This is a genomic window from Bradyrhizobium sp. 195 (assembly GCF_023101665.1).
Lineage (GTDB): Bacteria > Pseudomonadota > Alphaproteobacteria > Rhizobiales > Xanthobacteraceae > Bradyrhizobium.
The window spans coordinates 2,818,997-2,844,968 of record NZ_CP082161.1 but is presented as its reverse complement, the minus strand read 5'-3'; the positions used below and the strand labels follow the sequence as shown (position 1 = coordinate 2,844,968).

The following is a 25,972-nucleotide window of genomic DNA, read 5'->3' as shown; positions in this document are numbered from 1 at the left end:
GGCCCCGGGATCCCATGCCAGGCGCCACATCCTCACAGGACAATCACGCCATGACCGATCTTTCCGCCCCGATCAAACCGGCCGCGATGACGATGGAGGCGCACTCGCCGGGTTTGGCAATGCGATCGCTCGTGATCGGCCTCACCGCATTCCTGACCGTCGTCGATCTCTTCGCGACGCAGGCGATCCTTCCTTCGCTGACGCGGCACTACAGCGTGCCGCCCGCGGCGATGGGCTTTGCCGTCAACGCCAGCACCTTCGGCATGGCCACAGCCAGTCTCGTCGTCGGCTTTTTCAGCCCGCACATCAACCGGCGGACCGGCATCCTGCTCAGCCTGGCACTGCTGGCGATCCCCACCAGCCTGCTGGCCTCGGCGCCCAATCTTGCCGTCTTCACCAGCTTGCGGGTCGCGCAGGGCCTGTGCATGGCGTCCGCCTTCGCGCTCACCCTCGCCTATCTCGGCGAGCAATGCAGCGCCATGGACGCGGGCGGCGCGTTTGCCGCCTACATCACCGGAAACGTCGCCAGCAATCTCGTCGGCCGGCTGATCTCGGCGGCGGTCGCCGACGGCTTTGGCCTCGCGTGGAATTTCTACCTGTTCGCAGCCCTGAATCTCGCCGGCGCGGCGCTGGTCTATTTCACCATCGCGCGCGTCAAACCGATGCATGCGATGACTGCGACGGAATCGCCGCTCGTCGCGATGGTTATGCATTGGCGCGATCCGCAGCTGCGCGCGGCCTACGGCATCGGCTTCTGCATCCTGTTCGCCTTCATCGGCACCTTCACCTTCGTCAATTTCGTTCTGGTCCAGCCGCCGCTATCGCTTGGCATGATGGGTCTTGGCTTCGTCTATTTCGTCTTCCTGCCCTCGGTGGCCACGACGTTGCTGGCCGGAAGGGTCGCATCGCGCCTCGGACCACGGCCGGCGATCTGGGGCTCGCTCGCCGTCGCCGGTACCGGCTTGCCATTGATGCTGTCGCCACATCTGAGCGCGGTACTCACCGGCATGGTTCTGGTCGGCGTCGGCACCTTCTTCGCCCAAGCGGCCGCCACCGGCTTCGTCGGACGGACAGCCACCGACAACCGCGGCATCGCCAGCGGCTCTTATCTGGCGTGCTATTTCTGTGGTGGCCTCGTCGGCACGGCCGTGCTCGGACGGCTGTTCGACACCTTCGGCTGGTCCGCATGCGTGGCCGGAGCAGGTTTGGCCCTCGCGGCCGCAGCTCTGCTCACGACTGGCTTGAAGCGCTAACGTTTCGCCGGGGCTTCCTGCGGCGGCTCATCGTCGGCGATGGCGCGCCAGGCGGCACCGTCGAGATCGTCGTATTGGCCGCTCCTGAGCGACCATAGGAAGGCGACGAGACCGGCACCTCCGAGCATCAGCGCCAATGGGACCAGGATGACGAGGATTTCCATCACACGATCTCCCGCGAGGCGCTGCGGGCGCGCAGCGAATTCAGCATGACCAGGATCGAGGATCCGCTCATGGCCGCAGCCGCGATCAGGGGCGTCACGACCCCGCTGATTGCAACCGGCACCGCCAGAACATTGTATCCGATCGCGAGCCAGAGGTTCTGCCGCATCAGATGCAGCGCCTTGCGCGAGGCGTCGATGGCGGCAACCACCGGAAACAGCGGCCGGCCGAGGAAGACGAGATCGGCGGTGGCCTGGCTCAGATGCGCGGCCGAAATCGGCGACATCGAGACATGGGCTGCCGCGAGCGAGGGCGCGTCGTTCATGCCGTCGCCGACCATCAGCACTTTTGCGCCGCGCCGCTTCAATTCCTCGATCCGCGCGATCTTGTCGGCCGGCGTGACGCCGGCGCGCCATTCGGGAATGTCGAGCGCGTGGGCCGCCGCCTTCACCGCCGGCTCGCGGTCGCCGGAGAGAATCTCGATGCCAATGTTGCGCGCCTTCAGCGACGCGATCACAGCCTGCGCATCCGGACGCAGGCCTTGGCGGACCGAGAGGATGAACCTGTCGCTGCCCTTGCTGAAAGCGACGATGGAGGCTTCGGGATCGACCATGGCGCTGCCGACCAGTGCCTCCGCGCGGCAGAAAGAAAGGCGGCCAAGGCGGAGCTCGACGCCGTCCAATGTCGCACGGACGCCCTGCCCGGCCTCTTCGACCGCACCGACAACAGGCGATCTGGCGCCAGCCGCTTGCGCGACGGCGGCGGCAACCGGATGATGGCTCGACAGCGCAAGGCGGCCGGCGAGCTCGAAGACATCGGCGGGAATGTCGGCGGCATTCATCACTTCGAGATCGGGCAGCGTCAGCGTGCCGGTCTTGTCGAAGATGACATGGTCGGTCTCGGCCAACCGCTCGATCGCGTCGCCGGAATTCAGCAGCACTCCGGACTTGAACATCGCACCGGAGGCGATCGTCTGCACGGTCGGAATGGCAAGCCCCAGCGCGCAGGGACAAGTGATGATCAGCACGGCAACGCCGGTCACGATCGCATCATGCCAGGACGCGCCGGCAATGACCCAGCCGAGAATGGTCAGAAATGCAGTCGCATGCACCACTGGCGCGTAGAGCCGCGAGGCGCGGTCGGCGAGACGCATGTAGCGCGAGCGGGCCTGGAGCGCGTTGTCGAGCAGCCGCGTGATCTCGGCGAGCAGCGTCGCCTCGGACGCGGCCGAGACCCGCACCCGCAGCGTGCCGGAGATGTTCATCGATCCCGCATAGACCGGCGTGCCCTGCTCGGCCGTGACATAGAGCGTCTCGCCGGTGATCAGGCTCTGGTCGATCTCCGAACGGCCCTCGATCACGGTGCCGTCGACCGCGCAGCGCTCGCCGGGCCGCAACAGCACGATGTCGCCGGGATGGATCGCGGCCACCGGCACCTGCGAGATTTCATCAGGGCCGACGAACTTCGCGGCCGTTTCCGCCTTCAGCGCCGCGAGATTGCCGGCGACGGCGCGGGTCCGCCGGCGCATATTCTGGTCGAGGAAGCGGCCGACCAGCAGGAAGGTCAGCAGCATGATCGCCGCGTCGAAATAGGCGTGCTCGGCGTGGTGGATGGTCTCGACCACGGACATGCCGAGCGCCAGGATCACGCCGATCGAGATCGGCACGTCCATGTTGGTCGTCTTTGCCGACAACGCGTGCCAGGCCGAGCGGAAGAACGGTTGGCCGGCATAGGCCGCCGCCGGCAATGCGATCAGCGCCGACAGCCAATGGAAGAAGTCGCGCTGCTCGGGTAGCATGTCCGAGACGTTGCCCGACCACACCGGGATCGACAGCATCATCACGTTCATGGTGGCGAACGCCGCGACGCCGAGGCAGCGCAGCAGGAAGCGCGATTCGGCGACCTCCGCCACCTCCGCGCTCTCTGTCTCGAACGGATAGGCCTTGTAACCGAGCTCCTCGAGGCGATCGATGAACCGGCTCGGGTCGAGCGTGCCCGCCTTCCATTCCAGCGCGACGCGGCGGTCGGTGAGATTGACGCGCGCCAGCGTGACGTCGGGAATGGCGGACAGGCCGCGTTCGATCTTCGCCATGCAGCCGGCGCAGTGAACGCCTTCGACCGCGAGATCGATGTGCTGGACACCCTCGCCCGCGGTCCGGACGTAGTGCGAGAAATCCCACGTGACGTGCATGTCGAAGTCCCTCAGTTCAGGATCACGCGATTGCGCGACAGGAACACGCGCGTCCCCCGCGCCTCGCCCTCGATCACCAGATCCCATTGCCCGGGCGCGACGGACTCGGCATTGCCGCGATAGAGGCCGATGCCGGCCTCGGTGAGCTCGACGGCGAGATCGGCGCGCTTGTCGGTCGGCCGCTCCAGCCGTCCGCCGAATTTCAGTCCGGCGATCGGCTGACCGCCGGCATCGCGGGCTTCGACCTGGACCACGGCGCCGCCGTCGTTGCGCCGCTCGATATGGGCGTTGACCTTCCATTTGCGCAGCGCCTGGTCATGCGCCGCCGAGATCTCGCGGTCGTAGGTCAGGCCGGCGGCATAGGGGCTGTCCACATCGGTGCCGGGCAGCGTCGCGATCGCAAGCTTCATCATGGTGACGTTGACGCCGATCACGAGGCCGAAGAAAGCGACCAGCATCAGGAAGACTTTCGTTCCGGTCAACGGCTTCGGGGCGGATGCCATGGCTCACTCCAGACTCAAGGCGAGACGAAATTGTCGGTGGCGGAAGCGACCTCGCCGAGCCCGATATCGGTGACGTGGAAGCGAACGGGGACCGACTTCTCCGTGTTGTTCTCGGCCGGCGCCGTGACAAGCAGCCGCAGCTCGCTGGTGGAGTCGCGCGGTATCACGATCATCGGCCGGTCCGGCGTCACTGAATCGACGCCGATCACGTGAATGGTCGCGTTGGCCGGACCGTTCGCGTCGATCGCGATGACACGGTCGTAGCCGCTCTTGTTCAGCAGGCGCACCGTGTAGGCGTTGCGGATCGAGCCGTCGCTGAGCTTGACCGCGACCGGATTGCGATCGTGCAGGACGTTGACGTCGAGCAGGCTGCGCGTCGCCAGCGTGTAGATCATGAAGCCGCCGATGGCCGCGATAATGGCGCTGTAGACGATGGTGCGGGGCCGGACGATGCGGTAGATCGGCGCCTTGCCTTCCTGGCGGCGCTGAATGTTGATGTCGTTGTCGTAGCCGATCAGGCGCTTCGGTCGGCCGATTTTCGTCATCACGTTGTCGCAGGCGTCGATGCAGAGACCGCACTGAATGCATTCCATCTGCGGTCCGTTTCGGATGTCGATGCCGGTGGGGCAAACCGCGACGCACTGGTAGCAATCGACGCAATCGCCAACCTGCTCGCCGAGCGCGCGCAGCTCGGCAGCCTTCTTGACCGAGGTACGCTTCTCGCCTCGGTCGTAGCGATAGGTGACGTTGAGCGCCCATTCGTCGGTGAGCGCGGCCTGAATCCGCGGCCACGGGCACATATAGGTGCAGACCTGCTCGCGCATGAAGCCGGCGAGCACGTAGGTCGTCGCGGTCAGGATGCCGATCCAGATATAGGCGATCATCGGCGCCTGGAAGGTGACGAGCTCCTTTACCAGCGTCGGCGCGTCGTTGAAATAGAGCACCCAGGCGCCGCCGGTCCACCAGGCGATCAGGAGCCAGATCGAATGCTTGAGCACGATCTCGGAGATGCGCTCGAGCTTCATCGGATCGGACGATTTGTCCTTCTTCATCCGCTCGCGCCGGTCGCCCTCGATCAGACGCTCGACGGCGTAGAACAGGTCGGTCCACACCGTCTGCGGGCAGAGATAGCCGCACCAGATGCGGCCGCCGAGCGAGTTCATCAGGAACAGCGCCACCGCGGCGACGATCAACAGGCCCGTGAAGTAGTAGACCTCCTGCGGCCACAGCTCGATGAAGAAGAAATAGAAGCGGCTGTTGGGAAGGTCGATCAGCACCGCCTGGCTGGGCGCGCCGAGGCCGCGGTTCCAACGCACGAAGGGCAGGAAATAATAGACACCGAGGCAGAACGCCATCAGGCCCCATTTGATCCGGCGGAACGTGCCGGAGACGCTCTGGGGATAGACCTTCTTCCGGGCCGCGTAGAGCGGCCCGTTGTCGTCGTCCAATGTGAGGTCTTTCGGGTTCACGGTCTTGTTCATCACCTAGAGCTTTTCGAGAGGTGCGATTAAACCTAGACCCGACGCCGCCGCGTCAGTTGATCCAGCTCAAACGGGGGCATTTTTGTTCACCCCCGCCTGTTACCGGCAGGCTATTTTCCGCCGCCCAGCGAGTGGACGTAGACCGCCATCGCCTTGATGGTGGCAGGATCGAGCCGCCCTTCCCACGCTGGCATGACGCCGGCACGACCCTGGCTGATGGTCTCGATCAAAGCCGCTTCGTCGGAGCCGTACAGCCAGATCTTGTCGGTCAGGTTTGGTGCGCCCATCGACGGGTTGCCCTGGCCGCCGTCGCCGTGGCAGGCAACGCAATTCTCCGCGAAGATCTTCTCGCCCTTGGCGGCATCGAAGCCCTTGCGGGTCGGAAGGCCAGCCAGCGAGCGCACGTAGTTGGCGACCGTGACGATCTCGTCCGCCTTCAGCACGCCGTCCTTGCCGAAGGCGAGCATCTGGCCCTCATGGGCCTTGGCATGACCGGAACGCGCGCCGAACTGGATGGTCTGCATGATCTGGTCGAGCGTGCCGCCCCACAGCCAGTCGTCGTCGTTCAGGTTCGGATAGCCCTTGGCGCCGGCGCCACCAGAGCCGTGGCACGGCGCACAATTGTCGCCGAACACGGTCTTGCCCTTGGCGCGGGCGAGCGCCAGCAAGGCCGGGTCCTTCTCGATGTCGGCGAGGGAGGCCTTGCCCAGCGCCGCCATCTTGTCGCCCCGGATCTTCTCGAGGTTGGCGAGCTCGACCGCGACATCGGCGCGCGACGAATAGCCGAATAGGCCCGTGGTATTGCTGGAGATCAGCGGCCAGGCCGGATAGACGATCCAGTAGGCGACCGCCCAGACGATGGTGAGGTAGAAGCTGATCACCCACCAGCGCGGCAGCGGCGTGTTGAGCTCCTTGATCCCGTCCCATTCATGTCCGGTCGTGGACTTGCCGGTGACGGAATCGATGTCGCTATGATGATCGGTCATGATCTCTTACTCCTCCCGCAACGGCAGGTGTGCCGCTTCGTCGAACACAGCCTTGTTACGGGGCCAGAATGCGTAGGCGATGATCGCGAGAAAGATCGCGACGAACACCGGCGTCCAGATCGTGGTCACGAGGCCGGACGCGAGATTGTCGAGTGTCAGGATGGCTTTCATCGTTGATGCCTTCTCAGCGAAGATTGGCTTTCTCGTTGTAGATCTTGAAATCGACCAGCGTGCCGAGCATCTGCAAATAGGCGATCAGCGCGTCCATCTCGGTCGGCGTGCCGGCCTTGCCGTCGAAGTTGCGCACGGCCGCCTTGGCGTAGCGCTTGCTGAAGGCGTCGCTGCCGGCATTGTCGGGGTCGGCCTGCGCCTTCAGGTCGGCGCCCGCATTGGCGAGCTGGTCGTCGGTGTAGGGCGTGCCGACGGCCTTCAGCGTCTTCATGTGGTCGGCGATCGCATCGGGATCGACCTCGGTTTGGCTCAGGAACGGATAGCCCGGCATCACCGACTGCGGCACGATCGCGCGCGGGTTGGTCAGGTGGGTCACGTGCCAGTCGTCGGAATACTTTGCGCCGACGCGGGCAAGGTCGGGACCGGTGCGCTTCGAGCCCCACTGGAACGGGTGGTCGTACATGCTCTCGGCGGCGAGCGAGAAGTGGCCGTAGCGCTCGACCTCGTCGCGCAAGGGGCGGATCATCTGCGAATGGCAGAGATAGCAGCCTTCGCGGACATAGACGTTGCGCCCGGCGAGCTCCAGCGGCGTGTACGGCCTGACGCCGTCGACCGCCTCGATCGTGCTCTTGAGATAGAACAGCGGGGTGATCTCGACGAGGCCGCCGATCGCGATCACCAGCAAGATGCCGACGATCAGGACGATCGAGTTCTTTTCGAAGATTTGATGGCGTGTCCAGAACGACATGGAAGACTCCTCATTCCGCCGGCTGAAGAGCGACGGGCATCTGGGCTTCCTGTTCGCCGACGCGAACGGTCATCCAGAGATTGTAGGCCATGATCAGCGAGCCGATCAGGAACAGCCCGCCGCCGGCGGCGCGGATGATGTAGAAGGGATGCATCGCCTCGACGGTCTCGATGAAGGAATATTCGAGGAAGCCGAGCGAGGTGTAGGCGCGCCACATCAGGCCCTGGAGGATGCCGGACACCCACATCGCCGAGATGTAGAGGACGATGCCGAGGGTCGCGACCCAGAAGTGCCAGTTGACGAGCTTCAGGCTGTAGAGCCCCTTGCGATTCCAGACCCACGGCACCAGGCAGTAGAGCGCGCCGAAGGAGACGAAGCCGACCCAGCCGAGCGCGCCGGAATGCACGTGGCCGATGGTCCAGTCGGTATAGTGGCTGAGCGAGTTGACCACCTTGATCGACATCATCGGGCCTTCGAAGGTCGACATGCCGTAGAAGGCGACGGAGACCACCAGCATGCGCAGCACGGGGTCGGTGCGTAGCTTGTCCCAGGCACCCGACAGCGTCATCAGGCCGTTGATCATGCCGCCCCAGGAGGGCATCCACAGCATGATCGAGAAGGTCATGCCCAGCGTCTGCGTCCAGTCCGGCAGCGCCGTGTAGTGCAGATGGTGAGGGCCGGCCCAGATGTAGAGGAAGATCAGCGCCCAGAAGTGGATGATCGACAGCCGATAGGAATAGATCGGCCGCTCGGCGCGCTTGGGGATGAAGTAGTACATGATGGCGAGGAAGCCGGCGGTCAGGAAGAATCCGACCGCGTTATGGCCGTACCACCACTGGAACATGGCGTCCTGGATGCCGCCCCAGGCAATGTAGGACTTCGAGCCGAACACCGAGACCGGAAGCGCCGGATTGTTGCCGAGATGCAGGACGGCAATCGTCACGATGAAGGCCAGATAGAACCAGTTCGCGACGAAGATGTGCGGCTCCTTGCGCCTGATGATGGTGGCAAGGAAGACGAGGAGATAAGCGACCCAGACGATGGTCAGCCAAAGGTCGGCATACCATTCGGGCTCGGCATATTCCTTCGACTGGGTGACGCCGAGCAGATAGCCGGTGCCGGCGATCAGGATGAAGAAGTTGTAGCCGATCACGACGAACCAGGGCGCGAGGTCGCCGGCAAGGCGCACGCGGCAGGACTTCTGCACGACATAGAGCGACGTGCCGATCAGCACGTTGCCGCCGAAAGCGAAGATCACCGCGGAGGTGTGCAGCGGCCGCAGGCGGCCGAAGCTGGTCCATGGCAGATCGAAGTTCAGCGCCGGCCAGGCCAGCTGCGAGGCGATGATGAGGCCGACGAGGAAGCCCGCAATGCCCCAGAACATCGCCATCACGGCGGTGAACTTGATCGGGCCCATGTTGTAGTTGGGGCGGCCGTTGATCTCCGCCGGCGGCAGCGCCGCCGGACGATCGAAATAGCGGTTGATAATGACGAACACCGCGGCGAGGCTCGCCACCGCGCTGAGCGCGGCATGGAAGGCAAAGGGCGCATCGAGCGCCTTGGCCGAGGCGATCACGCAGAGGAAGGCGGTGACGGCGAACCCGACAGCCAGGCCGCTTTCACCTGATGTCATGGATTTGGAGATGGAGGGCTGGCTCATCGCGGATTCTCTCTCGAAAGAACACGAGGCCAGAAACCACATTCACCCTCGCGGGTAATTGATTGAAATCAAGATATGCGTTTGAGTTCGAAGTATCGCGCGGCACATTTGCGGGTCGGCACCGGTATTTTTACGGCGCAGTCCAGAACCGTAGGGTGGGCAAAGGCGCACTTGCGCCGTGCCCACCTTCTATCCAACACCGCGACAGAAATGGTGGGCACGCTTCGCTTTGCCCACCTACGGCACCGCCTCAGTCGAGCGCCGTCGCCTTGAGTGCCGCGATGACGTCCTCGCGGGCGATGATTCCGACCAGCTTCTGCACGCTATCGAGCACGATGATGCTCCTGATGCGGTGCTCGACCATGATCTGGAGCACGCGCGTGAGCCGCGTGTCGGGGCTGACATAGATGAACTCCGGCGTCATGACGTCGCCGATCTTGCGGCTCATCAGCTCGTGATAGCGCGGCAGCATCTGGCTCGGCGAGAACGCGAAGCACTTCAGGATGTCGAACTTGGTGACGATGCCGACGACCTGCCCGTCGTCCTCGACCGGATAGGAGTTGAAATCGTCGGTCTCGAACATCTCGCTCAGCGCGAGCAGATCGTGGTCGCGCCGCACCGCCTTGACGTTGCGCGTCATGTAGCCGTCGACGGTCTCTTCAAGAAATTTGTACACGGCGCGTCCTCCTCGAATGGCTTTCGGCCGGCCGTCAGTGCGACAGCAGCACGCTGCGCACCGATTGCGTGACCAGATATTCGGTGACGCCGCCGAGGATCAGCTCGCGAAACCGCGAATGACCATAGGCGCCCGCAACGATCAGGCCGACGCCAGTCTCGCCGGCGATTTTCTCCAGTTGCGCGGCGGCGGTTTCCCCTCGCACGGCTTCCGGGACGCGCGCGACCGCGGTGATGCCGTGACGGGCGAGCCAGGCGGCAACGTCGGTGACGCCGGCCATCACGGCCGAGCGATCGTCATCATGCTCCGGCACCTCGACGATGGTGACGTCCTGCGCCTTGCGCAGCATCGGCAGCGCTTCGGCCACCGCCCGCCGCGATTCCGGCGTGTCCTTCCACGCCACCAGCACGCTGCGCAGATCGAGCCATTCGGCCCGGTCGGGGACGACCAGAAGCGGGCGACCGGCCTGCATCACCAGATCCTTGGGGCTTGCGAGCGCGAACGCGTCGGAGAAGGCCGGGCTCTGTCCGCCGCTGACGACGATGTCGGCGCAGCGCGCCTGCGCCAGCACGAATCGCGCCGGAAAATCCATGGCACTGCGCCATTCCGCACGTCCGCCGCGCGTTCGCATTGCGGCGCGGAATTGCGCCTCCAGTCCGGCAAGGCGCCGCTTGACGGAGTCCTCACCCTCTTCGATCAGCGCCTGCGCCTCGGCGCCGTCGGTGAAATAGAGCGGCGGCGCGAACTGCCCGGCGGCAACCCCGACGATATCAGCCTCGAATCGCTCGGCGAGCTCGCCCGCGACCTGAAGACGCGCCTCGTTGGACTGGTCGAGCGCCAAGCTGACCATCACGGTCGCGTATGTCATCGGGATTCTCCGCACAGGCATGAACTGGCGCGAAATCTAGCCATCCCGGCGCGGGGCAGGATGAGATAGATCAAACCGCCGGGCGCCATCTCGCGGGAAATCCGCCAATGGAATCAGACATCCGAACTTGCCTCAGGCCCGGCCTTGAGGGAAAATTGCGGCCACATTCGCGGCGCCACGCCCGCAGCACGAAATTGGGAGTCTTCGCTTGTCGCCGACCCGTGTAACGCACCCGCCTGACGACGGTCGCGGCGAGCATTTCCGGGTTCGGATCGAAGGGTTCGGCGTCGGCACCTGGGATCTCGACCTCTCAACGCGGGAATTGGACTGGTCGGATACCGCCAGGAGCCTGCTCGGGATCGAACAGAATCAACCACCGGGCTACGAGCTCTTCCTGTCGCGTCTCGAGCCCAGGGATCGCGAGCGTGTGGAGGGTGCGATCAAGCGCGTCTCCAAACACGGCGGCGGCTTCGACGTGTCCTTTCGGGTCGCGAGCCCCTCCGGCAACGGGCAATGGATTCGCGCCCGGGCGGGAGTCATACGCGACGAATCCGGCGCCGCCCGTCATCTCAGCGGCATCTTTCTCGACATCGACGAGGAGAAGCAGGTCGAGGAGGCGCTGCGCACGCGCGAGAGTCACCTCCGCTCCATCCTCCACACCATTCCCGATGCCATGATCGTCATCGACGGCCACGGCATCATGCAGCTCTTCAGCACGGCGGCGGAACGCCTGTTCGGCTGGCCCGAGCACGAGGCGATCGGCCAGAACGTCAGCATCCTGATGCCGGAGCCCGACCGCACCCGCCACGACGGCTACATCGCCCGATACCGAACCACGAGCGATCCGCACATCATCGGTATCGGCCGCATCGTGACCGGCAAGCGCCGCGACGGCACGACTTTTCCGATGCACCTGTCGATCGGCGAGATGGAGTCCGGCGGCGAGCCCTATTTCACCGGCTTCGTCCGCGACCTCACCGAGCACCAGCAGACCCAGGCCCGACTCCAGGAATTGCAATCCGAGCTCGTTCACGTCTCGCGGCTGACCGCGATGGGTGAAATGGCCTCCGCGCTCGCCCACGAACTCAACCAGCCGCTGGCCGCGATCAGCAATTACATGAAGGGATCGCGGCGCCTCCTCGCCGGTAGCAGCGATCCCAACATGCCGAAGGTTGAAAGCGCGCTCGATCGCGCGGCAGAGCAGGCCTTGCGCGCCGGCCAGATCATCCGGCGCCTGCGCGACTTCGTCTCCCGCGGCGAATCGGAGAAGCGGGTCGAGAGCCTGTCCAAGCTGATCGAGGAGGCGGGCGCGCTCGGGCTCGCCGGCGCGCGCGAGCAGAACGTGCAGCTCCGCTTCAGCCTCGATCCTGACGCCGATCTCGTCCTTGCCGACCGCGTGCAGATCCAACAGGTGCTGGTCAATCTGTTTCGCAACGCGCTCGAAGCAATGGCGCAGTCACAGCGGCGCGAGCTCGTGGTCGCCAACACCCGTGTCGCTGACGACATGATCGAGGTGGAGGTCTCCGACACCGGCTCGGGCTTCCGGGACGACGTCATTCCAAACCTGTTCCAGACCTTCTTCACCACCAAAGACACCGGCATGGGCGTAGGGCTTTCCATCAGCCGCTCGATCATCGAGGCTCACGGCGGCCGCATGTGGGCCGAGAGCAACGCAGCGGGCGGAGCGACATTCCGCTTCACCTTGCCGGCAACCGACGAAAGCTGATTCATGACGACCAAGGGACATGTCTACGTCATCGACGACGACGCCGCGATGCGCGATTCGCTGAATTTCCTGCTGGATTCCGCCGGCTTCGGCGTCACGCTGTTCGACGACGCACTAGCCTTTCTCGATGCCTTGCCCGGCCTCGGCTTCGGCTGCGTCGTCTCGGACGTGCGTATGCCCGGCCTCGACGGGATCGAGCTGCTGAAGCGGATGAAGGCGCAGCAAAGCGCGTTCCCGATCCTGATCATGACTGGTCATGGCGACGTGCCGCTCGCGGTCGAGGCGATGAAGCTCGGGGCGGTCGATTTCCTGGAAAAGCCGTTTGACGACGACCGTCTCACCGCCATGATCGAGTCGGCGATCCGCCAGGCCGAGCCAGCCGCCAAGAGCGAGGCCGTCTCGCAGGACATCGCTGCCCGCGTCGCGTCCTTGAGCCCCAGGGAGCGCCAGGTCATGGAAGGGCTGATCGCGGGCCTGTCCAACAAGCTGATCGCCCGCGAATACGATATCAGCCCGCGCACCATCGAGGTCTACCGGGCCAATGTCATGACCAAGATGCAGGCGGGCAGCCTCTCGGAACTGGTCCGGCTGGCGATGCGTGCGGGCATGCTCAACGATTGAGGCAAGTCAATCTCGCGTCTCGGCGCTGTGCTAGCCTAAGCAGCATGATCGAGGTCGGTTCACATCATGAGCGGCCGTCGTCCTCAGCGCTCTGCACCGTCTATGTGGTCGATGATGACGCCGCCGTCCTGGGGTCTCTGCGGTTCCTGCTGGAGACCGACGGCTTCGTCGTGCGAACCTTCAGGAGCGGCACGGCGCTGCTCAATGTCAGCGGCGCGCCCGGACCGGACTGCTACGTCATCGACTACAAGATGCCAGACATCAACGGCATCGAGCTCGCCGGCCATTTACGCGAATCCGACCGCGACGCGCCTGTGATCCTTATCACGGGCTATCCCGACGAGAACATCTCGACCCGGGCAGCGATGGCGGGCATCAAAGACGTGGTTTTGAAGCCGCTTCTCGACGAAAACCTGGTTAGGTGCATCCGCCATGCCATCCAGGATCGTCCCCGCACCTGACCTACGGGATTCTACGTAGGTAATCGTCCTTAAGATATCGCTCGAAATTTCCGGATTGCACGATCCCGCGTAGCAATGCTCCATCACAACGGAGATGGCGCAGATGCTCACCCAGACGATCAACACCCAGGCGATCAACACCCAGATTGTTGGCAAGATTGCCCCTGCCCATCCCGTCAGCGACCAGTTCGGCGCCATAACCGGCCACGTCGGTCTGGTCGCCACGGAATTCTCCTACCGCAAGGACGAGGAGATCTATGGTGAGGACGAGCCGGCCGAATATGTCTACCAGGTCGTCACTGGTGCGGTCAGCAGCTACAAGCTCCTGTCCGACGGCCGCCGCCAGATCGGTGCCTTCCATCTTCCCGGCGACGTGTTCGGCCTCGAATCCGGCCCCACGCACCGCCTTGCTGCCGAAGCCATCATCGACACCACCGTGCGTCTCGTGAAGCGCGCGAGCCTCGAGAAGGCCGCAGGCACCGACGTTCAGGTCGCCCGCAAGCTCTGGGCGATGACCGCCTCCGAGCTGCGCCATGCCGAGGACCACATGCTGCTGCTGGGCCGCAAGACCGCGATGGAGCGCGTTGCCACCTTCCTGCTCGAAATGGACCGCCGCCTCGCCGTTGCCGGCATGATGGCGCTGCCGATGTGCCGCCGCGACATCGGCGACTATCTCGGTCTCACGCTCGAAACCGTATCGCGCGCACTGTCGCAGCTTCACGCCCAGGGCATTCTCGGTTTCTCCGGCGCCCGCCAGATCGTGCTGCGCAACCGTCAGCGCCTGCAGCATCTCGACGCCTGATCTTCCTCCTCCCTACCCACTTGGCCGGCCGAACTCGTTTCGGCCGGCCATTTTCTTTCGCCCGCGATCATGCCGTGCGCCGCGTCTCCGGCATCACGAAGAGAATCAGCAAAAGCCCCATTGCGGCCACGCCGGACAGCCCGATAAAGGCGGTCGCATTGCCGAACTTGTCGCTGACATAACCTCCGAGCACCGTGCTCAGTGACGCGCCGATGCCTGTGGCGGTGCCGACGATGCCCTGCGCCAGGTTGAAATGGCCGCTGCCGAAAGCGACGTCGGCCACGATCAGCGGAATCATCACCGCGAACACCGCCGCGGTAATACCGTCGAACACCTGCACCGCCACCAGCAGGTACGGGTCGCGCACGGTCGCAAACAGCAGACCGCGAATCATCAGCGCGCCGAATCCAATCAGAAGCAACGGCCGCCGGCCCCAGAGCTGCGCCTTGCGGCCCACCGTCGGCGACAGCAGCGCCACGATCGCTTGCGGAACGACGATGCAAAATGCAACGAGCACCGTTGCCCATTGGCTGGACCGCGCCGTCACAGCACTTGCCATCAGCGGCATCATCGCAGCGTTCGCGAGCTGCAACAGCAGCACGCTGAGGGCGAAGACAATGAGCGGACGCTGCCGGATCAGGTGCCAGATGTTGGTGTCAGCACGGTCGGCGGCTTCAGGCGGCATCTCGCCGTGACAACGCCTGATATCGACCTCCTGCTCGCGGATGCGCGAGAGTGCGATCAGGGTCGGAATTGCGAGCAGGAAGGTGACCAGGAACACCGAGCGGCTCGACAAGAGATAGCCAGCGGTGCCCATCACCGCCGCTGCGACGCCGTTGCCAAGCGAGGCAAAGCGCGCGTTGCGGCCGAGCCGCTCGCCGATCGCGAGCGGACCGACCAGGCCAAGGCTGATCGCCGCAATTGCCGGCCCCAGCACGCAGCTCGCCGCCGCGTGCAAGGTGGCCGCGGCCACCACGACGGGGAAGATCGGCATTGCCGCATAGGCCAGCGCGCAGGCGCCGATCGTCGCGATCGCCAGGCCGGCGACCAGCCGTTCCGATTTCGCGGCATCGATGATCGCCCCACCCGGCATCTGTCCGATCAACGCGACGATCCCGCCGATCGACAGGACGAGGCCGATCTCGACCTGGGTCCATTTCTGGGTGGTCAGATAGACCGCGATGAAGGGACCGAATCCGGTCTGGACGTCGGCGAGGAAGAAGATGAACCAGTCGAGGCCGCGCAGGCTCTGGCGCGACGGCGCCGGAATGCCAACGGCCGATGGCACCGCGACGTCGTCGTGTTCAACGCGGCGATCGCGATCTGCTTGGTTCGGCTTCCTCGACAACAGCACAGCCGGTCAGGCCTCCCCGCACCTCACTGGATCGCTTGCAGCGGTTGAAGGCTGCCGGACGCGCCAAGCACCACGATCGGCGTGTCTTCCTTGTATTCCGGCGCGGCCGCGACCTGCGCCTTGGTTAATTCCAGCGTGATGCTGTCCTTCTTGTTGACGATCTTGCCAAAGCGCAGTGCGTTCCAGTCCACCACGATCTTGCGACTGCCGACGCCGAGAAATCCGCCGAAATCGATGGCCGCGGCGCGGACATGGCCGCCGCGATCGACGATGACATCGACGATGCGGCCCATATCCTCACCGGCAGCACTGCGCACGTCGCGGCCGAGCACGCCGTGGGCCTCGCTCGCGCCGATGATGGTCACCGACGGCGGTGGGGCCGCGTCCTTCGGCGTAACGGGCACGGTCGAGGCCGGCGGCTGGGTCGCCGGCGCATTCGCCTCACTCGGGCCTGCGGGCGGCTCGTCTGCGGCACGCGAGGTGGCGACCGCCAGGTTCGCGGCGATGACTATGCCAACAATCAATGCTCCGATCGCACGCATGACGCTCTCCTGCGCGCCGCTAGCGCGCCAGCACGATCGAGACCTGGATCTGGCCGCGCGTGCGCAACACCTCCAGCGCCACGTCGTCGCCGTGGCGGCTGACGCGAAGATCGACGCTGGACTCGCCCAGGCGCAGATCCCGCAGGATCACCTCGTGGAGGAATGTCGGCAGATGCGGGTTGCGCAGACGAATTTCGCCGCGCGCCACGTCGAACTCGAGGCCGAGGGCCGCTTCCAGCAGTGTGAACGGCGTCGCGCTGGCCCAGGCCTGCGGCGCGCAGGCGACCGGATAGAGCGTCGGGCCGCGTCGCTTTTCGCGCCGGAAGCCGCAGAACAATTCGGGCAACCGGCGCAGGTCCATGTAGGTCGCCGCGTCGAACAGTCCCTTGAAGACATGCGCCACCGAGTGCTTGAGGCCGTAGCGCGCAAGCCCGAGCGCGATCAGCGCGTTGTCGTGCGGCCAGATCGACCCGTCGTGATAGGACATCGGGTTGTAGCGCACCTCGCCGCGCGCGACGGTGCGGATGCCCCAGCCCGAGAAGAAATGCGGCCGCATCAGATCGGCAGCGACGAGGCGGGCGCGGTCCTCGCGGATCATGCCGCTGAACAGGACCTGACCTGCGTTCGAGGTCCGCACCTTGCACGGCTGCTTCTTGCCGTCGAGGGCGAGCGCATAGGTGCCGAGCTCCTCGCACCAGAACGCCGTCTCGAAGCGCTCGGCCAGCGCCCTGGCCTCGGCCTCGAGCTTGCGCGCACGGTCCGGGTTGCCGAGCCGCAAGGCGCAACGCGCGGCGAGCTGCTTGGCGGCGTAGACGTAGCCCTGAACTTCGGCGAGTGCGATATTGCCTTCCGCGAGATGGCCGTCGGCGTGGAAGATCGCGTCATACGAATCCTTCCAACCCTGGTTGGCCAGCCCCTTTTCTGTCGCGCGCTGGTATTCGATGAAGCCGTCCTGGTCGGGATCGCCGGGACCGTCGATCCAGGCCAGTCCCGCCTCGATTGCCGGCCATAGCTCGATCAACGTGGCCTCGTCTCCGGTGCGTTCGAAATAGCTTCCGGCGAGCAGGATGAACAGCGCGGTCGAATCGACGCTGCCGTAATATTGTGAGAACGGGACCTCGCCCAACGCCGCCATCTCGCCGCCGCGCATCTCATGCAGGATCTTGCCGGGCGCGGCATCGGCGAGCGGATCAATCGCCTTGGCCTGAAAATGCGCGAGCCGGCGCAGCACGCCCTTGGCGACGCGCGGATCGACCCACAGCATCTGGAGCGCAGTGATCAGGCCGTCGCGGCCGAACGTCGTCGAGTACCAGGGAATGCCGGCATAGGGATAGCGCCCCTGAGGCGTCTCCGTCATCAGCATGTTGAGGTCGGCCATGGCCTGGCACAGCACCTCGTTGAAGATGTTGTTGGAGGTCTCGATGCTGGCGGCGCCTATCGTGGACTGGCGCATCTCGCGGCGATGGGCGAGCAAGCCCCTGAAGAAGCGCGCAGGCTTCTCCGCGATCGGCCGGTTGCAGGACACGGCGACAAACAGCGATTCCGATTCATGCGGATCCAGTTCGATCTGCCAGGTCGCGGCATTGACCGACAGCCGCGTCGGACGCGGGTCGAAATGCAGCGCCGTGGTGCGCTGGGTGTCATCGAGACCGCGATATTCGAACAGCACGTCGGTCGGCCCGAGCAATTTGCTCGTGCCGGTCCCGCGGCGCGGGCGGCGCTCGCCGCGAACCTCGAACAGATCGGCAAAATCGTTGTCGAACAGCAGCGTGAGCTCGAAGCTGGCGCGCGCGTCGCCGTGGTTCTGTACGCCGATGCGCTGATAGGCGGTGCCGCGCCACAGGAAGATCGTGCGCACGATGTGCAGCAGGTCCTTCTGAAACACCAGGCGGTCCTGACGGTAGATATCCGGATTGGTCAGATCGACGGTCAGCGCCGAATTGTCGTCGCGCAAATTGGAGCCGAGCAGCAGCGGCTGGAGATCGTCGAGTACGAGCTCCAGCCGCGCCAGATAGCGCGTGTCGTAGTGAAACAGTCCGTCCGGCCCGCCGGCGGAGGCGCCGATGTCGCCATGGCTGTCGAGCACGATGAACATGTCGTCGTGCTTGAGGGACCGCCGCGGTCGTGCTGCGGGCCCGGTCATCGGGATGTAGAACGTCTGCTCCGCGACGGCGTCCACCGTCTGCGATACGGAGATGATCTGGGTTACGGCTTCGGCTGCCATGAGCTGCTCCCCTGCGCCTTGTTTCGAAACGCAACCAACGCAAACGCGACCGTTGGATTTACGCGGCGAACTTCGCGAGCCGGCTCATCTCCTGCGTCACCAATTCTCGATAGGGGCCGTGGCCCTGCATCAGGCGGTCCGGCGCGCCGTCCTCGATGATCTTACCATTCTTCAGCACCAGCACACGGTCGAAATTGCGCAGCGTCGCGAGGCGATGCGCAATCGCGATCACCGTGCGGCCGCGCATCAGGCGCGACAGCGCCTCGCGGATGGCCTCCTCGGATTCGCTGTCGAGCGCCGCGGTGGCCTCGTCCAGCAGCAGGATCGGCGCGTCCTTCAGGAAGGCGCGCGCGATCGCGATGCGTTGACGCTGGCCGCCCGACATCTTGACGCCGCGGTCGCCGACCATGGTGTCGAGACCATCCGGCATGCTCTCGACGAAATCGCAGCGCGCGGCGATCGCGGCGCGCAGCACCTCGTCGTCGGTCGCGTTCGGGCGGCCGTAGCGAATGTTCTCGCGGATCGACCGGTGGAACAAGGAGATGTCCTGCGGCACGACGGAGATCGCCTCGCGCAGGCTCAGCTGCGTGACCTTCGAGATGTCCTGCCCGTCGATCGTGATGCTACCCTCGTCGGTATCGTAGAAGCGCTGCAGCAGCGTGAACAGCGTCGATTTGCCGCCGCCGGACTGGCCGACCAGGCCGACGCGCTGACCGGGTTGCAAGCGAAGGCTGAAGCGCTCGAAGATCTTCTCGCCGCCGGGATAGCCGAAGGTGACATTGTTGTACGCGATCGACGCGCCGCTCTTCACCAGCGGCTCCGCCTCGGGGTGATCGCGCAATTCGTGCGGCACCAGCAGCGTCGCGATCGCTTCGGTCAGACGTGCGACGTGCTGGGTGACGTCGACCAGCGCCACCGCGAGATCGCGCGTGGCGCTCAGGATGGAGATGCCAAGGGTACAGACCAGCACGACGTCGCCGGTGGTCGCTTCGCCCTTCTGCCAGAGCGTGACGGCCCAGGCCATCAGCGCGATCGTCAAAAGCACGGTCACAGCGGCATGCAACAACCGCAGCTTTTCCAGATAACGCAAGCTGCGGCTTCGTGCGGTCAGCTCCCGATTCACGGTCGCATCGAACCGCTCGTGCTCGTGGCCGATGCCGCAGAAGGCCCGCACCAGCGGCATGTTGCTGATGACGTCGATCATCTCGCCGTCGACCACGGCGGCCTTGTCGGCGAAGTCGTCATGCAGCGGCTTGCCCGCGGCGGCGAGATGGAACATCGCAACCACCATGCCGCCGGCAATCACGATCAGGCCAAGTGCCATGTAAGGGCTGACGGTTCCAATCAAGGCGATTGCCGCAATTGTGGCAATGCAGGGCGGTAGCACATTCCAGACGAACATGTTCTCGACCGTGAACACCGCGTTCGAGGTCGCCGTGATGCGGCTTGTCAGCATGCCCGGCATGCGATCAGAGAAGTAGCTCGGGGCGTGCCCCGTCAGATGACGAAATATGTCACGTCGTAAATCACCCGTGACGCGAACGAAGGTGAAGCTCGCCGTCCAGCTCGCGATCCGCCACAGGAAATTGTCGGCGGCGATCAGCGACATGAGTAAAATGAATGCCAGCCATACGCCTCCGCCCTGCGAAGGTCCCGCGGACAAGGCGTCCACAAGAGACTTGACCCCGTATTGAGTGCCTACGGAGCAGGCAACCGCTGCGACGACAGCGGCCAGGATCACCAGATGCGACGCCATTCGCATCCGAAGATAGCGCAAGACAAAGGCAAATGGCCTGCGCGCGTATCCAGAAAGGTGGTCCATATGGCTATCGCCCCGTTATGCTGGTTTTGTTTGTTACTGATCGACTGAACATCGACCTGTTCGCCTCGGTTCCGGGGCCGGGCGATCACGACATGCGGATACGGACGATCTGAGAAGATGTCGTGGCAGCATCGAGACGGTCCGCGGACGTGTCGAATATGTAACGTTCGCAGGAAGGAACTTCGCAACTGCGGGAACGTTCCCTTGTCTGGCATGCCGGTGCCGTACTGGCGGGGGTTCAACTTCATGATCGCAGAGGAGATGGTGAGATGCGCATCGCGCAGGTAGCTCCGTTGACGGAGGCTGTTCCACCCAAGCTGTATGGCGGCACCGAGCGGGTGGTGCATTGGTTGACGGAAGAGTTGGTGGCCCTTGGGCACGATGTGACTTTGTTCGCCAGCGGCGATTCGCAGACGTCAGGCAAGCTGGACGCGCTGTGGCCCCGGGCGCTCCGTCTCGACGGTTCCGTGCGCGACCCCAACGCGCTGCATATGGTGCTGCTGGAGCGGGTGCGGCAGAAATGTGACGACGAGGAGTTCGACTTCCTCCACTTCCATCTCGACTATTATCCCTGGTCCCTGTTCCACCGGCAGCCGACGCCGTTCCTGACCACGCTGCACGGCCGGCTCGACCTGCCGGAGCATCAGCCGGTCTTCAACACCTTCTCCAAGATGCCAGTGATCTCGATCTCCAATGCGCAGCGACGGCCGGTCCCGCAGGCGAATTGGGTGACGACGATTCATCACGGTCTTCCGGAGAACCTGCTGACGCCGAAGCCGGCGAAACAGGAATATCTCGCCGTGCTCGGCCGCATCGCGCCCGAGAAGGGCGTCGACCGCGCCATCAAGATCGCGACCCATTGCGGCATTCCGCTGAAGATCGCAGCCAAAGTCGATCGTGCCGATCAGGATTACTACGACGAGCTGATCCGGCCGATGATCGAGAACAATCCGCTGGTGGAGTTCATCGGCGAGATCAGCGATCACGAGAAGTCGGATTTCCTCAGCGGCGCACTCGGCCTGCTGCTGCCGATCGACTGGCCGGAGCCGTTCGGCCTCGTGATGATCGAAGCCATGGCGTGCGGAACGCCGGTCGTCGCCTTCAATCGCGGCTCGGTGCCCGAGATCATCGACGAGGGACTGACCGGCTTCGTCGTCGAGGACGTCATCAGTGCCGCGGGGGTGGTGAACCGCCTCCCGCAACTCGATCGCGCGGCGATCCGCAAGCAGTTCGAGACGCGCTTCACGGCGCGGCGCATGGCGCTGGACTATCTCGCGGCCTACCGCAGCCTCGCCGAGGAACAGGCGCCGCGGATCAAGCTGGTGAGCAGCGCGGAGTAAGGGTCGCTCTCACCTCAAGGCACACTGTCATGCCCCGGCTTGACCGGGGCATCTAGTACGCCGCGGCTTCTCGGCTCAATCAAACCGGCCTCTGGAATACTGGATCGCCCGGTCAAGCCGGGCGATGACAGCGAGGATGTGGGGCGAGTGTGCGGCGTAAAGCGCTATCCTACTTCACCGCCGCCCGCTTCGGCTCCACGATCTCAAACATCCGCGGAAATTCGTCCATCAGGCTCATCAGCTCGGCAAGCTTCATCAGGTTGCCTGACAGCTTGACCTTGCCGGCGGCCACGGCTTCCGGAAAGCTCGTCAGCTTGGCGATCACCTCATCGAGCGTCGAACGGGCGAGCGTGAAGCTGGCATCGGCGCCTTCCGCCCGCACCCCCTCGGTGTAAGTGAGCGCGCAGTTCTCCAGGTTGAGCACGAAGGTCTCGCCGGTGTCGGAGAAGCTCCAGTTCAATACGATGTGCTTGCCTTCCGCCTTCGGACCGTTGAGACGGATACCCAGCACATCCCAGAGCTGGGAGGTGCGTAGCGCGGCCAGGGTCTCGCGCGGCATTGGCGGGCGTGCCGGCACCTTCGGCATGCCCTGGCGCAATTCCTGGGCGCCGAACAGATAGGCGTTGCGCCAGGTCGCGCTTTCGGCCGCGTAGCCGAGTTGCTCCAGCGTGTCGGCAAGCAGACCGCGCGCCGCCGCATTGTCAGGCTCGGCAAAAACGAGATGGCCGAGCGCCTGCGCGACGAACCGAAACTCCCCCTTGTCGAAATCGCTGCGCGCCCGTGCGAGGATCGCATCCGCTCCGCCCATATACTCGACATATTTCTTGCCCGACTCCACCGGCGGCAGCGGATCGAGATTGACCGGATTGGCGTCGTACCAGCCGAGATATTTCTGATAGATCGCTTTCACATTATGCCGGATGTGGCCGTAATAGCCGCGGCCGTGCCAGGCGCCTTCCAGGCTCTTCGGCAGCTGGATCGTCACGGCGATCTCAGCCGCGGTGAGGCCGTGGTTCATCAGGCGGATGGTTTGGTCATGCGCGAATTTGTAGAGGTCGCGCTGCTGCCGGATCATCGTGCCGATGCGCTCAACTCCCCACACCGGCCAGTGATGCTGGCCGCACATCGCCTCGGCCTTTCCGTCCCAGAGCTGCAGGGCCTCGTTCAGGTATTTCGACCAGACCAGCGCGTCGCGCACGTCGGCGCCGCGGAACGGCAGCAGATTGTGGAAATTGTGCGTGCAGTTCTCGGCGAGGTTCAACAGCTTGTAGCGCGGGATGAAGAAGTGCATCTCCGCCGGCGCTTCGCTGTTCGGCGCCATCTGGAATTCGAATTCGACGCCGTCGATCACGCGCCTGTCGCCGGTCGCCATGATCAGGTCGGTCGGCCGCAGCAGCGCGACCGATCCCGCCGCCATCGACTTGCCGAGCCCGCAATCGACCTGCCCCCGTGCGCCCTTGGCGAGCAGCGGCCCGAACTGGTACTGCGCCCGGCGCAGCATCGCCGGTCCCGCGATGATGTTCTCGGAAACGGCGTGCTCCATGAAAAGGTTCGGTGCGATGATAGGCACTCGGCCGGTCGCCAGCGCATCCTCCAGCACGCCGCGCGCGCCACCCCAATGGTCGGTGTGCGTGTGCGTGAAGATGACGGCCGCAACGGGCTTCAGGCCCCGATGCCTGAAATAGAGATCGAGCGCGGCGCGAGCCCCTTCGATCGAGGTCAGGGTATCGACGACGATGACACCTCGGTCGCCCTCGATCAGCGTCATGTTAGCGATGTCGAGCCCGCGCACCTGGTAGACGCCGGGCACGACCTCGAACAGGCCATGCTGCATGTTGAGCCGCGACTGCCGCCACAGGCTCGGATTGACCGTGGGCGGCGCCTCTTCAGTGGACAGGAAGCCGTAAGGCGCGAGACTCCAGACCGTCCGCCCCTGCGGATTCGTGATCTCCGCATTCTCGATCGTGCCGAGAAAGCCGCGCGCGGCGTCGTCGAAATCCCGCGTGTCGGAAAACGGCAGCGCGTTCAGCATCGCCTGCTGCTGCGCGATGACGGAGGGTGTCGCGTCCTTCGGCTCGCTGCTGCGTTCTGTCACGTTAGCTCCTCCCGCCGTTTGCGCAGCATCTAACCGCATCTCGCGGGCGATTGCCATCGGCGACGGAGGATGCGTAGCCCGGATGGAGCGCAGCGCAATCCGGGAATCGCTCCGCTGGCACGGGGGCCCCGGATTACGCTGCGCTCCATCCGGGCTACGACGCTGGAGGAGGCAGCACAGGTATCCCTTCTCCCTTGTGGGAGACGGTACACCGCGTGCGCAGCTACATCCCCAGCAGTCGCGGCAGCCACAGCGACAGGCCCGGCCAATACGTGACGACCACGAGGAATCCCAGCATCGTCAACAGCCATGGCCACACCGCGACGGTGAGCTCGGTGATCCCCATCTTGGCGATGCCCGAGGCGACGTAGAGATTGAGGCCGACAGGCGGATGGCACAGGCCGACCTCCATGTTGACCGTCATCAGGATGCCGAAATGAATGGGATCGATGCCGAGCTTGATCGCGACCGGAAACAGGATCGGGGCCATGATCAGGATGATCGAGGACGGCTCCATCACGTTACCCGCCACCAGCAGCAACAGGTTGACGAGCAGCAGGAAGCCGATCCACCCCAAGCCCAGGTCGATCATCCATTGCGCGAGCGCTTGCGGCACGTTCTCGTAGGTCATCAGGAACGAGAACAGCACCGCGTTGGTGATGATGTAGAGCAGCATAGCCGAGAGGTTCGCCGATGACAGCAGAACCCGCGGCACGTCACGCAGCTTCAGATCCTTGTAGATGAACACCGCGACGATGAAGGCGTAGACCGCGCTGACGGCGGCAGCTTCGGTCGGCGTGAACAGGCCGCTGTAGATTCCGCCGATCACGATCACGATCAGCAGGATGCCCCAGATCGATTTGCGGAATGCGACGAGGCGCTCGAGGAACGTGGCCTTGCGCATCCGCGGATAATCGTTGCGCCAGGCCCGATAGAACGTCGTGGCGCCGAGCAGCGAGGCGAGCGCAAGCCCTGGCACGATACCGGCAATGAAGAGCTTGCCCACCGAGCTGTTGGTGGAGACGGCGTAGAGAACCATCGGGATCGACGGCGGGATGAGAATTCCGAGCGAGCCCGACGTCGTGATCACGCCTGCGCCGAACCGCTTCGGGAAGCCTTGCGCGACCATCGCGGGCAGGATCACCGAGCCGATCGCCACCACGGTTGCCGGCGAGGAGCCGGAGATCGCGGCAAACAACGCGCACGCGACCACTCCCGACAGCGCGAGACCGCCGTACCAATGGCCGACCAGCGAGGTCGCGAAGGTGATCATCCGCCGCGCCACCCCGCCATGGGTCAGGAAGTTGCCGGCGAGGATGAAGAACGGGATCGCCATGATCTCGAAATTCTCGATGCCGGTGAACAGCTTCAGCGCCACCGATTCCGTTCGCACGTCGGTGAGCGTGAACATGAAGCTCAGCACGGTGAGACCAAGCGCGATCGAGATCGGCATGCCCGTCAACATCAACGAGAGCAGAAGCGCGAAGACGATGAGGACGCGCAGGCCCTGCGGGAGCGTGATGATGTGGCCCGCATGTGCAAAGCACAGCGCGACGATCAGGACCGGCAGCAGCATCAGGATCCAGCCGAGCGGGCTGCGCTCGTCCCGGACGACCTGGCTGGCCGTGACCGGCGCGGGATGCACCGGATCGGCCTCGACACCCTCGACGCCAGCCACGTCGTGATGCGGCAGCTCGCCGGTGCGGTAGAACGACCAGGCCACCTGCAGGAAGCGGAAGCACATCAAGCCGGAGCCGAGCGGGATGGTGAGATACACCATCCACATCGGCGCTTCCAAATCGTTGGACTGCTGGCCGGTCTGCCACATCTGGCCGACGAAAGCGGCGCCGAAATAGGCGACGATGGCGGTGAAGAGCGCGCCGCACAGAAGCCCGAAAGTGATGACGCGGCGGCGCGATCCACCGGGAAGGATATTGACGAGCACGTCGACGCCGACATGGATGCCGGTCCGCACGCCGTAAGCGGCGCCGAACTTCGCCATCCAGATGAACATGTAGATGCAGAGCTCCTGCGCCCAGGACAGGTCGAGCGCGGCAAGCCAGACGAACGCCGCGCGCGCCGGGACGGCCAGGAAAGCCAGGTTGCGGGCTTCCGCCCATTTGGCGATGTCGATCGACAGCCCGGCGCCGTAACGGTGCAGCACGGCGACGAAGATGAGCGACGTCGCAGCCGCGATCATCGTTGCGATCAGCCATTCCTCGAGATGATCGAGAAAACGATTCAGCACACGCAGCAACTTGGTCTCCCCAGCATTGGCTCGTCTGT

Annotated in this window: 22 protein-coding genes and 1 pseudogene; 6 read left to right on the top strand and 17 right to left on the bottom strand. The window is 64.6% G+C overall.

All coding sequences use genetic code 11. The features are described 5' to 3' along the window. Positions 1–50 precede the first annotated feature (50 nt). Entirely contained in the window at positions 51–1,253 is a 1,203-nt protein-coding gene (locus IVB26_RS13210; protein ID WP_247972057.1) for an MFS transporter, read from the top strand. Here the strand turns inward: IVB26_RS13210 and ccoS are convergent. The 10 genes from ccoS to IVB26_RS13160 all read right to left on the bottom strand — a co-directional run bounded on the left by ccoS (position 1,250) and on the right by IVB26_RS13160 (position 10,699). Continuing rightward, on the bottom strand, positions 1,250–1,417 hold the full coding sequence (gene ccoS / locus IVB26_RS13205) for a cbb3-type cytochrome oxidase assembly protein CcoS (RefSeq protein WP_008550618.1): 168 nt from the start codon (positions 1,415–1,417) through the stop codon (positions 1,250–1,252). The two genes, IVB26_RS13210 and ccoS, sit on opposite strands and share 4 nt — an antisense overlap. Further along, positions 1,417–3,606: a cation-translocating P-type ATPase gene (locus IVB26_RS13200; protein WP_247972056.1), complete on the bottom strand. Its 2,190-nt coding sequence runs from the start codon at positions 3,604–3,606 to the stop codon at positions 1,417–1,419. The genes ccoS and IVB26_RS13200 overlap by 1 nt, the downstream gene beginning before the upstream one ends. Positions 3,607–3,617: 11 nt before the next feature. Continuing rightward, positions 3,618–4,109 (bottom strand): FixH family protein, encoded by a 492-nt coding sequence (locus IVB26_RS13195; protein WP_246916818.1) that lies wholly within the window; start codon positions 4,107–4,109, stop codon positions 3,618–3,620. A gap of 14 nt (positions 4,110–4,123) precedes the next feature. Continuing rightward, positions 4,124–5,590: a cytochrome c oxidase accessory protein CcoG gene (ccoG, locus tag IVB26_RS13190; RefSeq protein ID WP_247972055.1), complete on the bottom strand. Its 1,467-nt coding sequence runs from the start codon at positions 5,588–5,590 to the stop codon at positions 4,124–4,126. A gap of 110 nt (positions 5,591–5,700) precedes the next feature. Further along, complete coding sequence (gene ccoP / locus IVB26_RS13185) at positions 5,701–6,576, bottom strand: cytochrome-c oxidase, cbb3-type subunit III (RefSeq protein ID WP_247972054.1); 876 nt, start codon at positions 6,574–6,576, stop codon at positions 5,701–5,703. 6 nt (positions 6,577–6,582) lie between these two features. Then, complete coding sequence (locus IVB26_RS13180; RefSeq protein WP_247972053.1) at positions 6,583–6,747, bottom strand: cbb3-type cytochrome oxidase subunit 3; 165 nt, start codon at positions 6,745–6,747, stop codon at positions 6,583–6,585. A 13-nt stretch (positions 6,748–6,760) separates the two neighbouring features. Then, positions 6,761–7,495, bottom strand: a complete 735-nt coding sequence (ccoO, locus tag IVB26_RS13175) for a cytochrome-c oxidase, cbb3-type subunit II (protein WP_247972052.1) — start codon at positions 7,493–7,495, stop codon at positions 6,761–6,763. 10 nt (positions 7,496–7,505) lie between these two features. Beyond that, complete coding sequence (ccoN, locus tag IVB26_RS13170) at positions 7,506–9,155, bottom strand: cytochrome-c oxidase, cbb3-type subunit I (RefSeq protein WP_247972051.1); 1,650 nt, start codon at positions 9,153–9,155, stop codon at positions 7,506–7,508. A gap of 250 nt (positions 9,156–9,405) precedes the next feature. Continuing rightward, positions 9,406–9,831 (bottom strand): CBS domain-containing protein, encoded by a 426-nt coding sequence (locus IVB26_RS13165; RefSeq protein ID WP_247972050.1) that lies wholly within the window; start codon positions 9,829–9,831, stop codon positions 9,406–9,408. Positions 9,832–9,865: 34 nt separating this feature from the next. Then, positions 9,866–10,699, bottom strand: coding sequence for a universal stress protein (locus IVB26_RS13160; protein WP_247972049.1), 834 nt, complete (start codon positions 10,697–10,699; stop codon positions 9,866–9,868). 208 nt (positions 10,700–10,907) lie between these two features. Here IVB26_RS13160 and fixL point away from each other — a divergent pair, with 208 nt between their 5' ends. The 4 genes from fixL (at position 10,908) to IVB26_RS13140 (ending at position 14,309) form a co-directional block, all read left to right on the top strand. Further along, positions 10,908–12,425 carry a sensor protein FixL gene (gene fixL / locus IVB26_RS13155; RefSeq protein ID WP_247972048.1) on the top strand — a complete coding sequence of 506 codons (1,518 nt, stop codon included), beginning with the start codon at positions 10,908–10,910 and terminating at the stop codon, positions 12,423–12,425. Between the two features lie 3 nt (positions 12,426–12,428). Continuing rightward, a complete protein-coding gene (fixJ, locus tag IVB26_RS13150) occupies positions 12,429–13,046 on the top strand; it encodes a response regulator FixJ (protein WP_247972047.1) in 618 nt (205 codons plus the stop codon). A 44-nt stretch (positions 13,047–13,090) separates the two neighbouring features. Then, positions 13,091–13,507: a response regulator transcription factor gene (locus IVB26_RS13145; protein ID WP_247972046.1), complete on the top strand. Its 417-nt coding sequence runs from the start codon at positions 13,091–13,093 to the stop codon at positions 13,505–13,507. 103 nt (positions 13,508–13,610) lie between these two features. Next, the gene (locus IVB26_RS13140; protein ID WP_247972045.1) at positions 13,611–14,309 is read left to right on the top strand and encodes a helix-turn-helix domain-containing protein; all 699 of its coding nucleotides are present in this window, start codon (positions 13,611–13,613) and stop codon (positions 14,307–14,309) included. Positions 14,310–14,376: 67 nt separating this feature from the next. On the opposite strand, the gene IVB26_RS13135 is transcribed toward IVB26_RS13140, so the two are convergent. Genes IVB26_RS13135 through IVB26_RS13120 form a run of 4 tightly spaced genes read right to left on the bottom strand, consistent with a single transcriptional unit; the run spans position 14,377 to position 20,251 of the window. After that, a complete protein-coding gene (locus tag IVB26_RS13135; RefSeq protein WP_247972044.1) occupies positions 14,377–15,663 on the bottom strand; it encodes an MFS transporter in 1,287 nt (428 codons plus the stop codon). A gap of 23 nt (positions 15,664–15,686) precedes the next feature. Continuing rightward, complete coding sequence (locus IVB26_RS13130; protein WP_247972043.1) at positions 15,687–16,205, bottom strand: PRC-barrel domain-containing protein; 519 nt, start codon at positions 16,203–16,205, stop codon at positions 15,687–15,689. Positions 16,206–16,224: 19 nt separating this feature from the next. Then, a complete protein-coding gene (locus IVB26_RS13125) occupies positions 16,225–18,429 on the bottom strand; it encodes an amylo-alpha-1,6-glucosidase (RefSeq protein WP_247972042.1) in 2,205 nt (734 codons plus the stop codon). Positions 18,430–18,487: 58 nt separating this feature from the next. Next, positions 18,488–20,251, bottom strand: coding sequence for an ABC transporter ATP-binding protein (locus IVB26_RS13120; RefSeq protein ID WP_247972041.1), 1,764 nt, complete (start codon positions 20,249–20,251; stop codon positions 18,488–18,490). Positions 20,252–20,520: 269 nt separating this feature from the next. Between IVB26_RS13120 and IVB26_RS13115 the strand changes: the two genes are divergently transcribed. After that, complete coding sequence (locus IVB26_RS13115; RefSeq protein WP_247972040.1) at positions 20,521–21,591, top strand: glycosyltransferase family 4 protein; 1,071 nt, start codon at positions 20,521–20,523, stop codon at positions 21,589–21,591. A gap of 169 nt (positions 21,592–21,760) precedes the next feature. Here the strand turns inward: IVB26_RS13115 and IVB26_RS13110 are convergent, their stop codons facing one another. The 3 genes and pseudogenes from IVB26_RS13110 to IVB26_RS43185 all read right to left on the bottom strand — a co-directional run. Then, positions 21,761–23,686, bottom strand: a complete 1,926-nt coding sequence (locus IVB26_RS13110) for an alkyl/aryl-sulfatase (protein WP_247972039.1) — start codon at positions 23,684–23,686, stop codon at positions 21,761–21,763. Between the two features lie 223 nt (positions 23,687–23,909). Continuing rightward, entirely contained in the window at positions 23,910–25,151 is a 1,242-nt protein-coding gene (locus IVB26_RS43190; RefSeq protein ID WP_458309369.1) for a TRAP transporter large permease, read from the bottom strand. A gap of 306 nt (positions 25,152–25,457) precedes the next feature. Beyond that, positions 25,458–25,688 (bottom strand): annotated as a pseudogene (locus tag IVB26_RS43185) (TRAP transporter small permease); the annotation flags it as partial. Positions 25,689–25,972: the final 284 nt, after the last annotated feature.

What these genes read in the sequence shown, in the direction of transcription:
- IVB26_RS13210 (WP_247972057.1), top strand. Translation starts at nt 51, where the DNA reads ATGACCGATCTTTCCGCCCCGATCAAACCGGCCGCGATGACGATGGAG.
- ccoS (WP_008550618.1), bottom strand. Translation starts at nt 1,417, where the DNA reads ATGGAAATCCTCGTCATCCTGGTCCCATTGGCGCTGATGCTCGGAGGT.
- IVB26_RS13200 (WP_247972056.1), bottom strand. Translation starts at nt 3,606, where the DNA reads ATGCACGTCACGTGGGATTTCTCGCACTACGTCCGGACCGCGGGCGAG.
- IVB26_RS13195 (WP_246916818.1), bottom strand. Translation starts at nt 4,109, where the DNA reads ATGGCATCCGCCCCGAAGCCGTTGACCGGAACGAAAGTCTTCCTGATG.
- ccoG (WP_247972055.1), bottom strand. Translation starts at nt 5,590, where the DNA reads ATGAACAAGACCGTGAACCCGAAAGACCTCACATTGGACGACGACAAC.
- ccoP (WP_247972054.1), bottom strand. Translation starts at nt 6,576, where the DNA reads ATGACCGATCATCATAGCGACATCGATTCCGTCACCGGCAAGTCCACG.
- IVB26_RS13180 (WP_247972053.1), bottom strand. Translation starts at nt 6,747, where the DNA reads ATGAAAGCCATCCTGACACTCGACAATCTCGCGTCCGGCCTCGTGACC.
- ccoO (WP_247972052.1), bottom strand. Translation starts at nt 7,495, where the DNA reads ATGTCGTTCTGGACACGCCATCAAATCTTCGAAAAGAACTCGATCGTC.
- ccoN (WP_247972051.1), bottom strand. Translation starts at nt 9,155, where the DNA reads ATGAGCCAGCCCTCCATCTCCAAATCCATGACATCAGGTGAAAGCGGC.
- IVB26_RS13160 (WP_247972049.1), bottom strand. Translation starts at nt 10,699, where the DNA reads ATGACATACGCGACCGTGATGGTCAGCTTGGCGCTCGACCAGTCCAAC.
- fixJ (WP_247972047.1), top strand. Translation starts at nt 12,429, where the DNA reads ATGACGACCAAGGGACATGTCTACGTCATCGACGACGACGCCGCGATG.
- IVB26_RS13145 (WP_247972046.1), top strand. Translation starts at nt 13,091, where the DNA reads ATGATCGAGGTCGGTTCACATCATGAGCGGCCGTCGTCCTCAGCGCTC.
- IVB26_RS13140 (WP_247972045.1), top strand. Translation starts at nt 13,611, where the DNA reads ATGCTCACCCAGACGATCAACACCCAGGCGATCAACACCCAGATTGTT.
- IVB26_RS13130 (WP_247972043.1), bottom strand. Translation starts at nt 16,205, where the DNA reads ATGCGTGCGATCGGAGCATTGATTGTTGGCATAGTCATCGCCGCGAAC.
- IVB26_RS13125 (WP_247972042.1), bottom strand. Translation starts at nt 18,429, where the DNA reads ATGGCAGCCGAAGCCGTAACCCAGATCATCTCCGTATCGCAGACGGTG.
- IVB26_RS13120 (WP_247972041.1), bottom strand. Translation starts at nt 20,251, where the DNA reads ATGGACCACCTTTCTGGATACGCGCGCAGGCCATTTGCCTTTGTCTTG.
- IVB26_RS13115 (WP_247972040.1), top strand. Translation starts at nt 20,521, where the DNA reads ATGCGCATCGCGCAGGTAGCTCCGTTGACGGAGGCTGTTCCACCCAAG.
- IVB26_RS43190 (WP_458309369.1), bottom strand. Translation starts at nt 25,151, where the DNA reads ATGTTGACGGGCATGCCGATCTCGATCGCGCTTGGTCTCACCGTGCTG.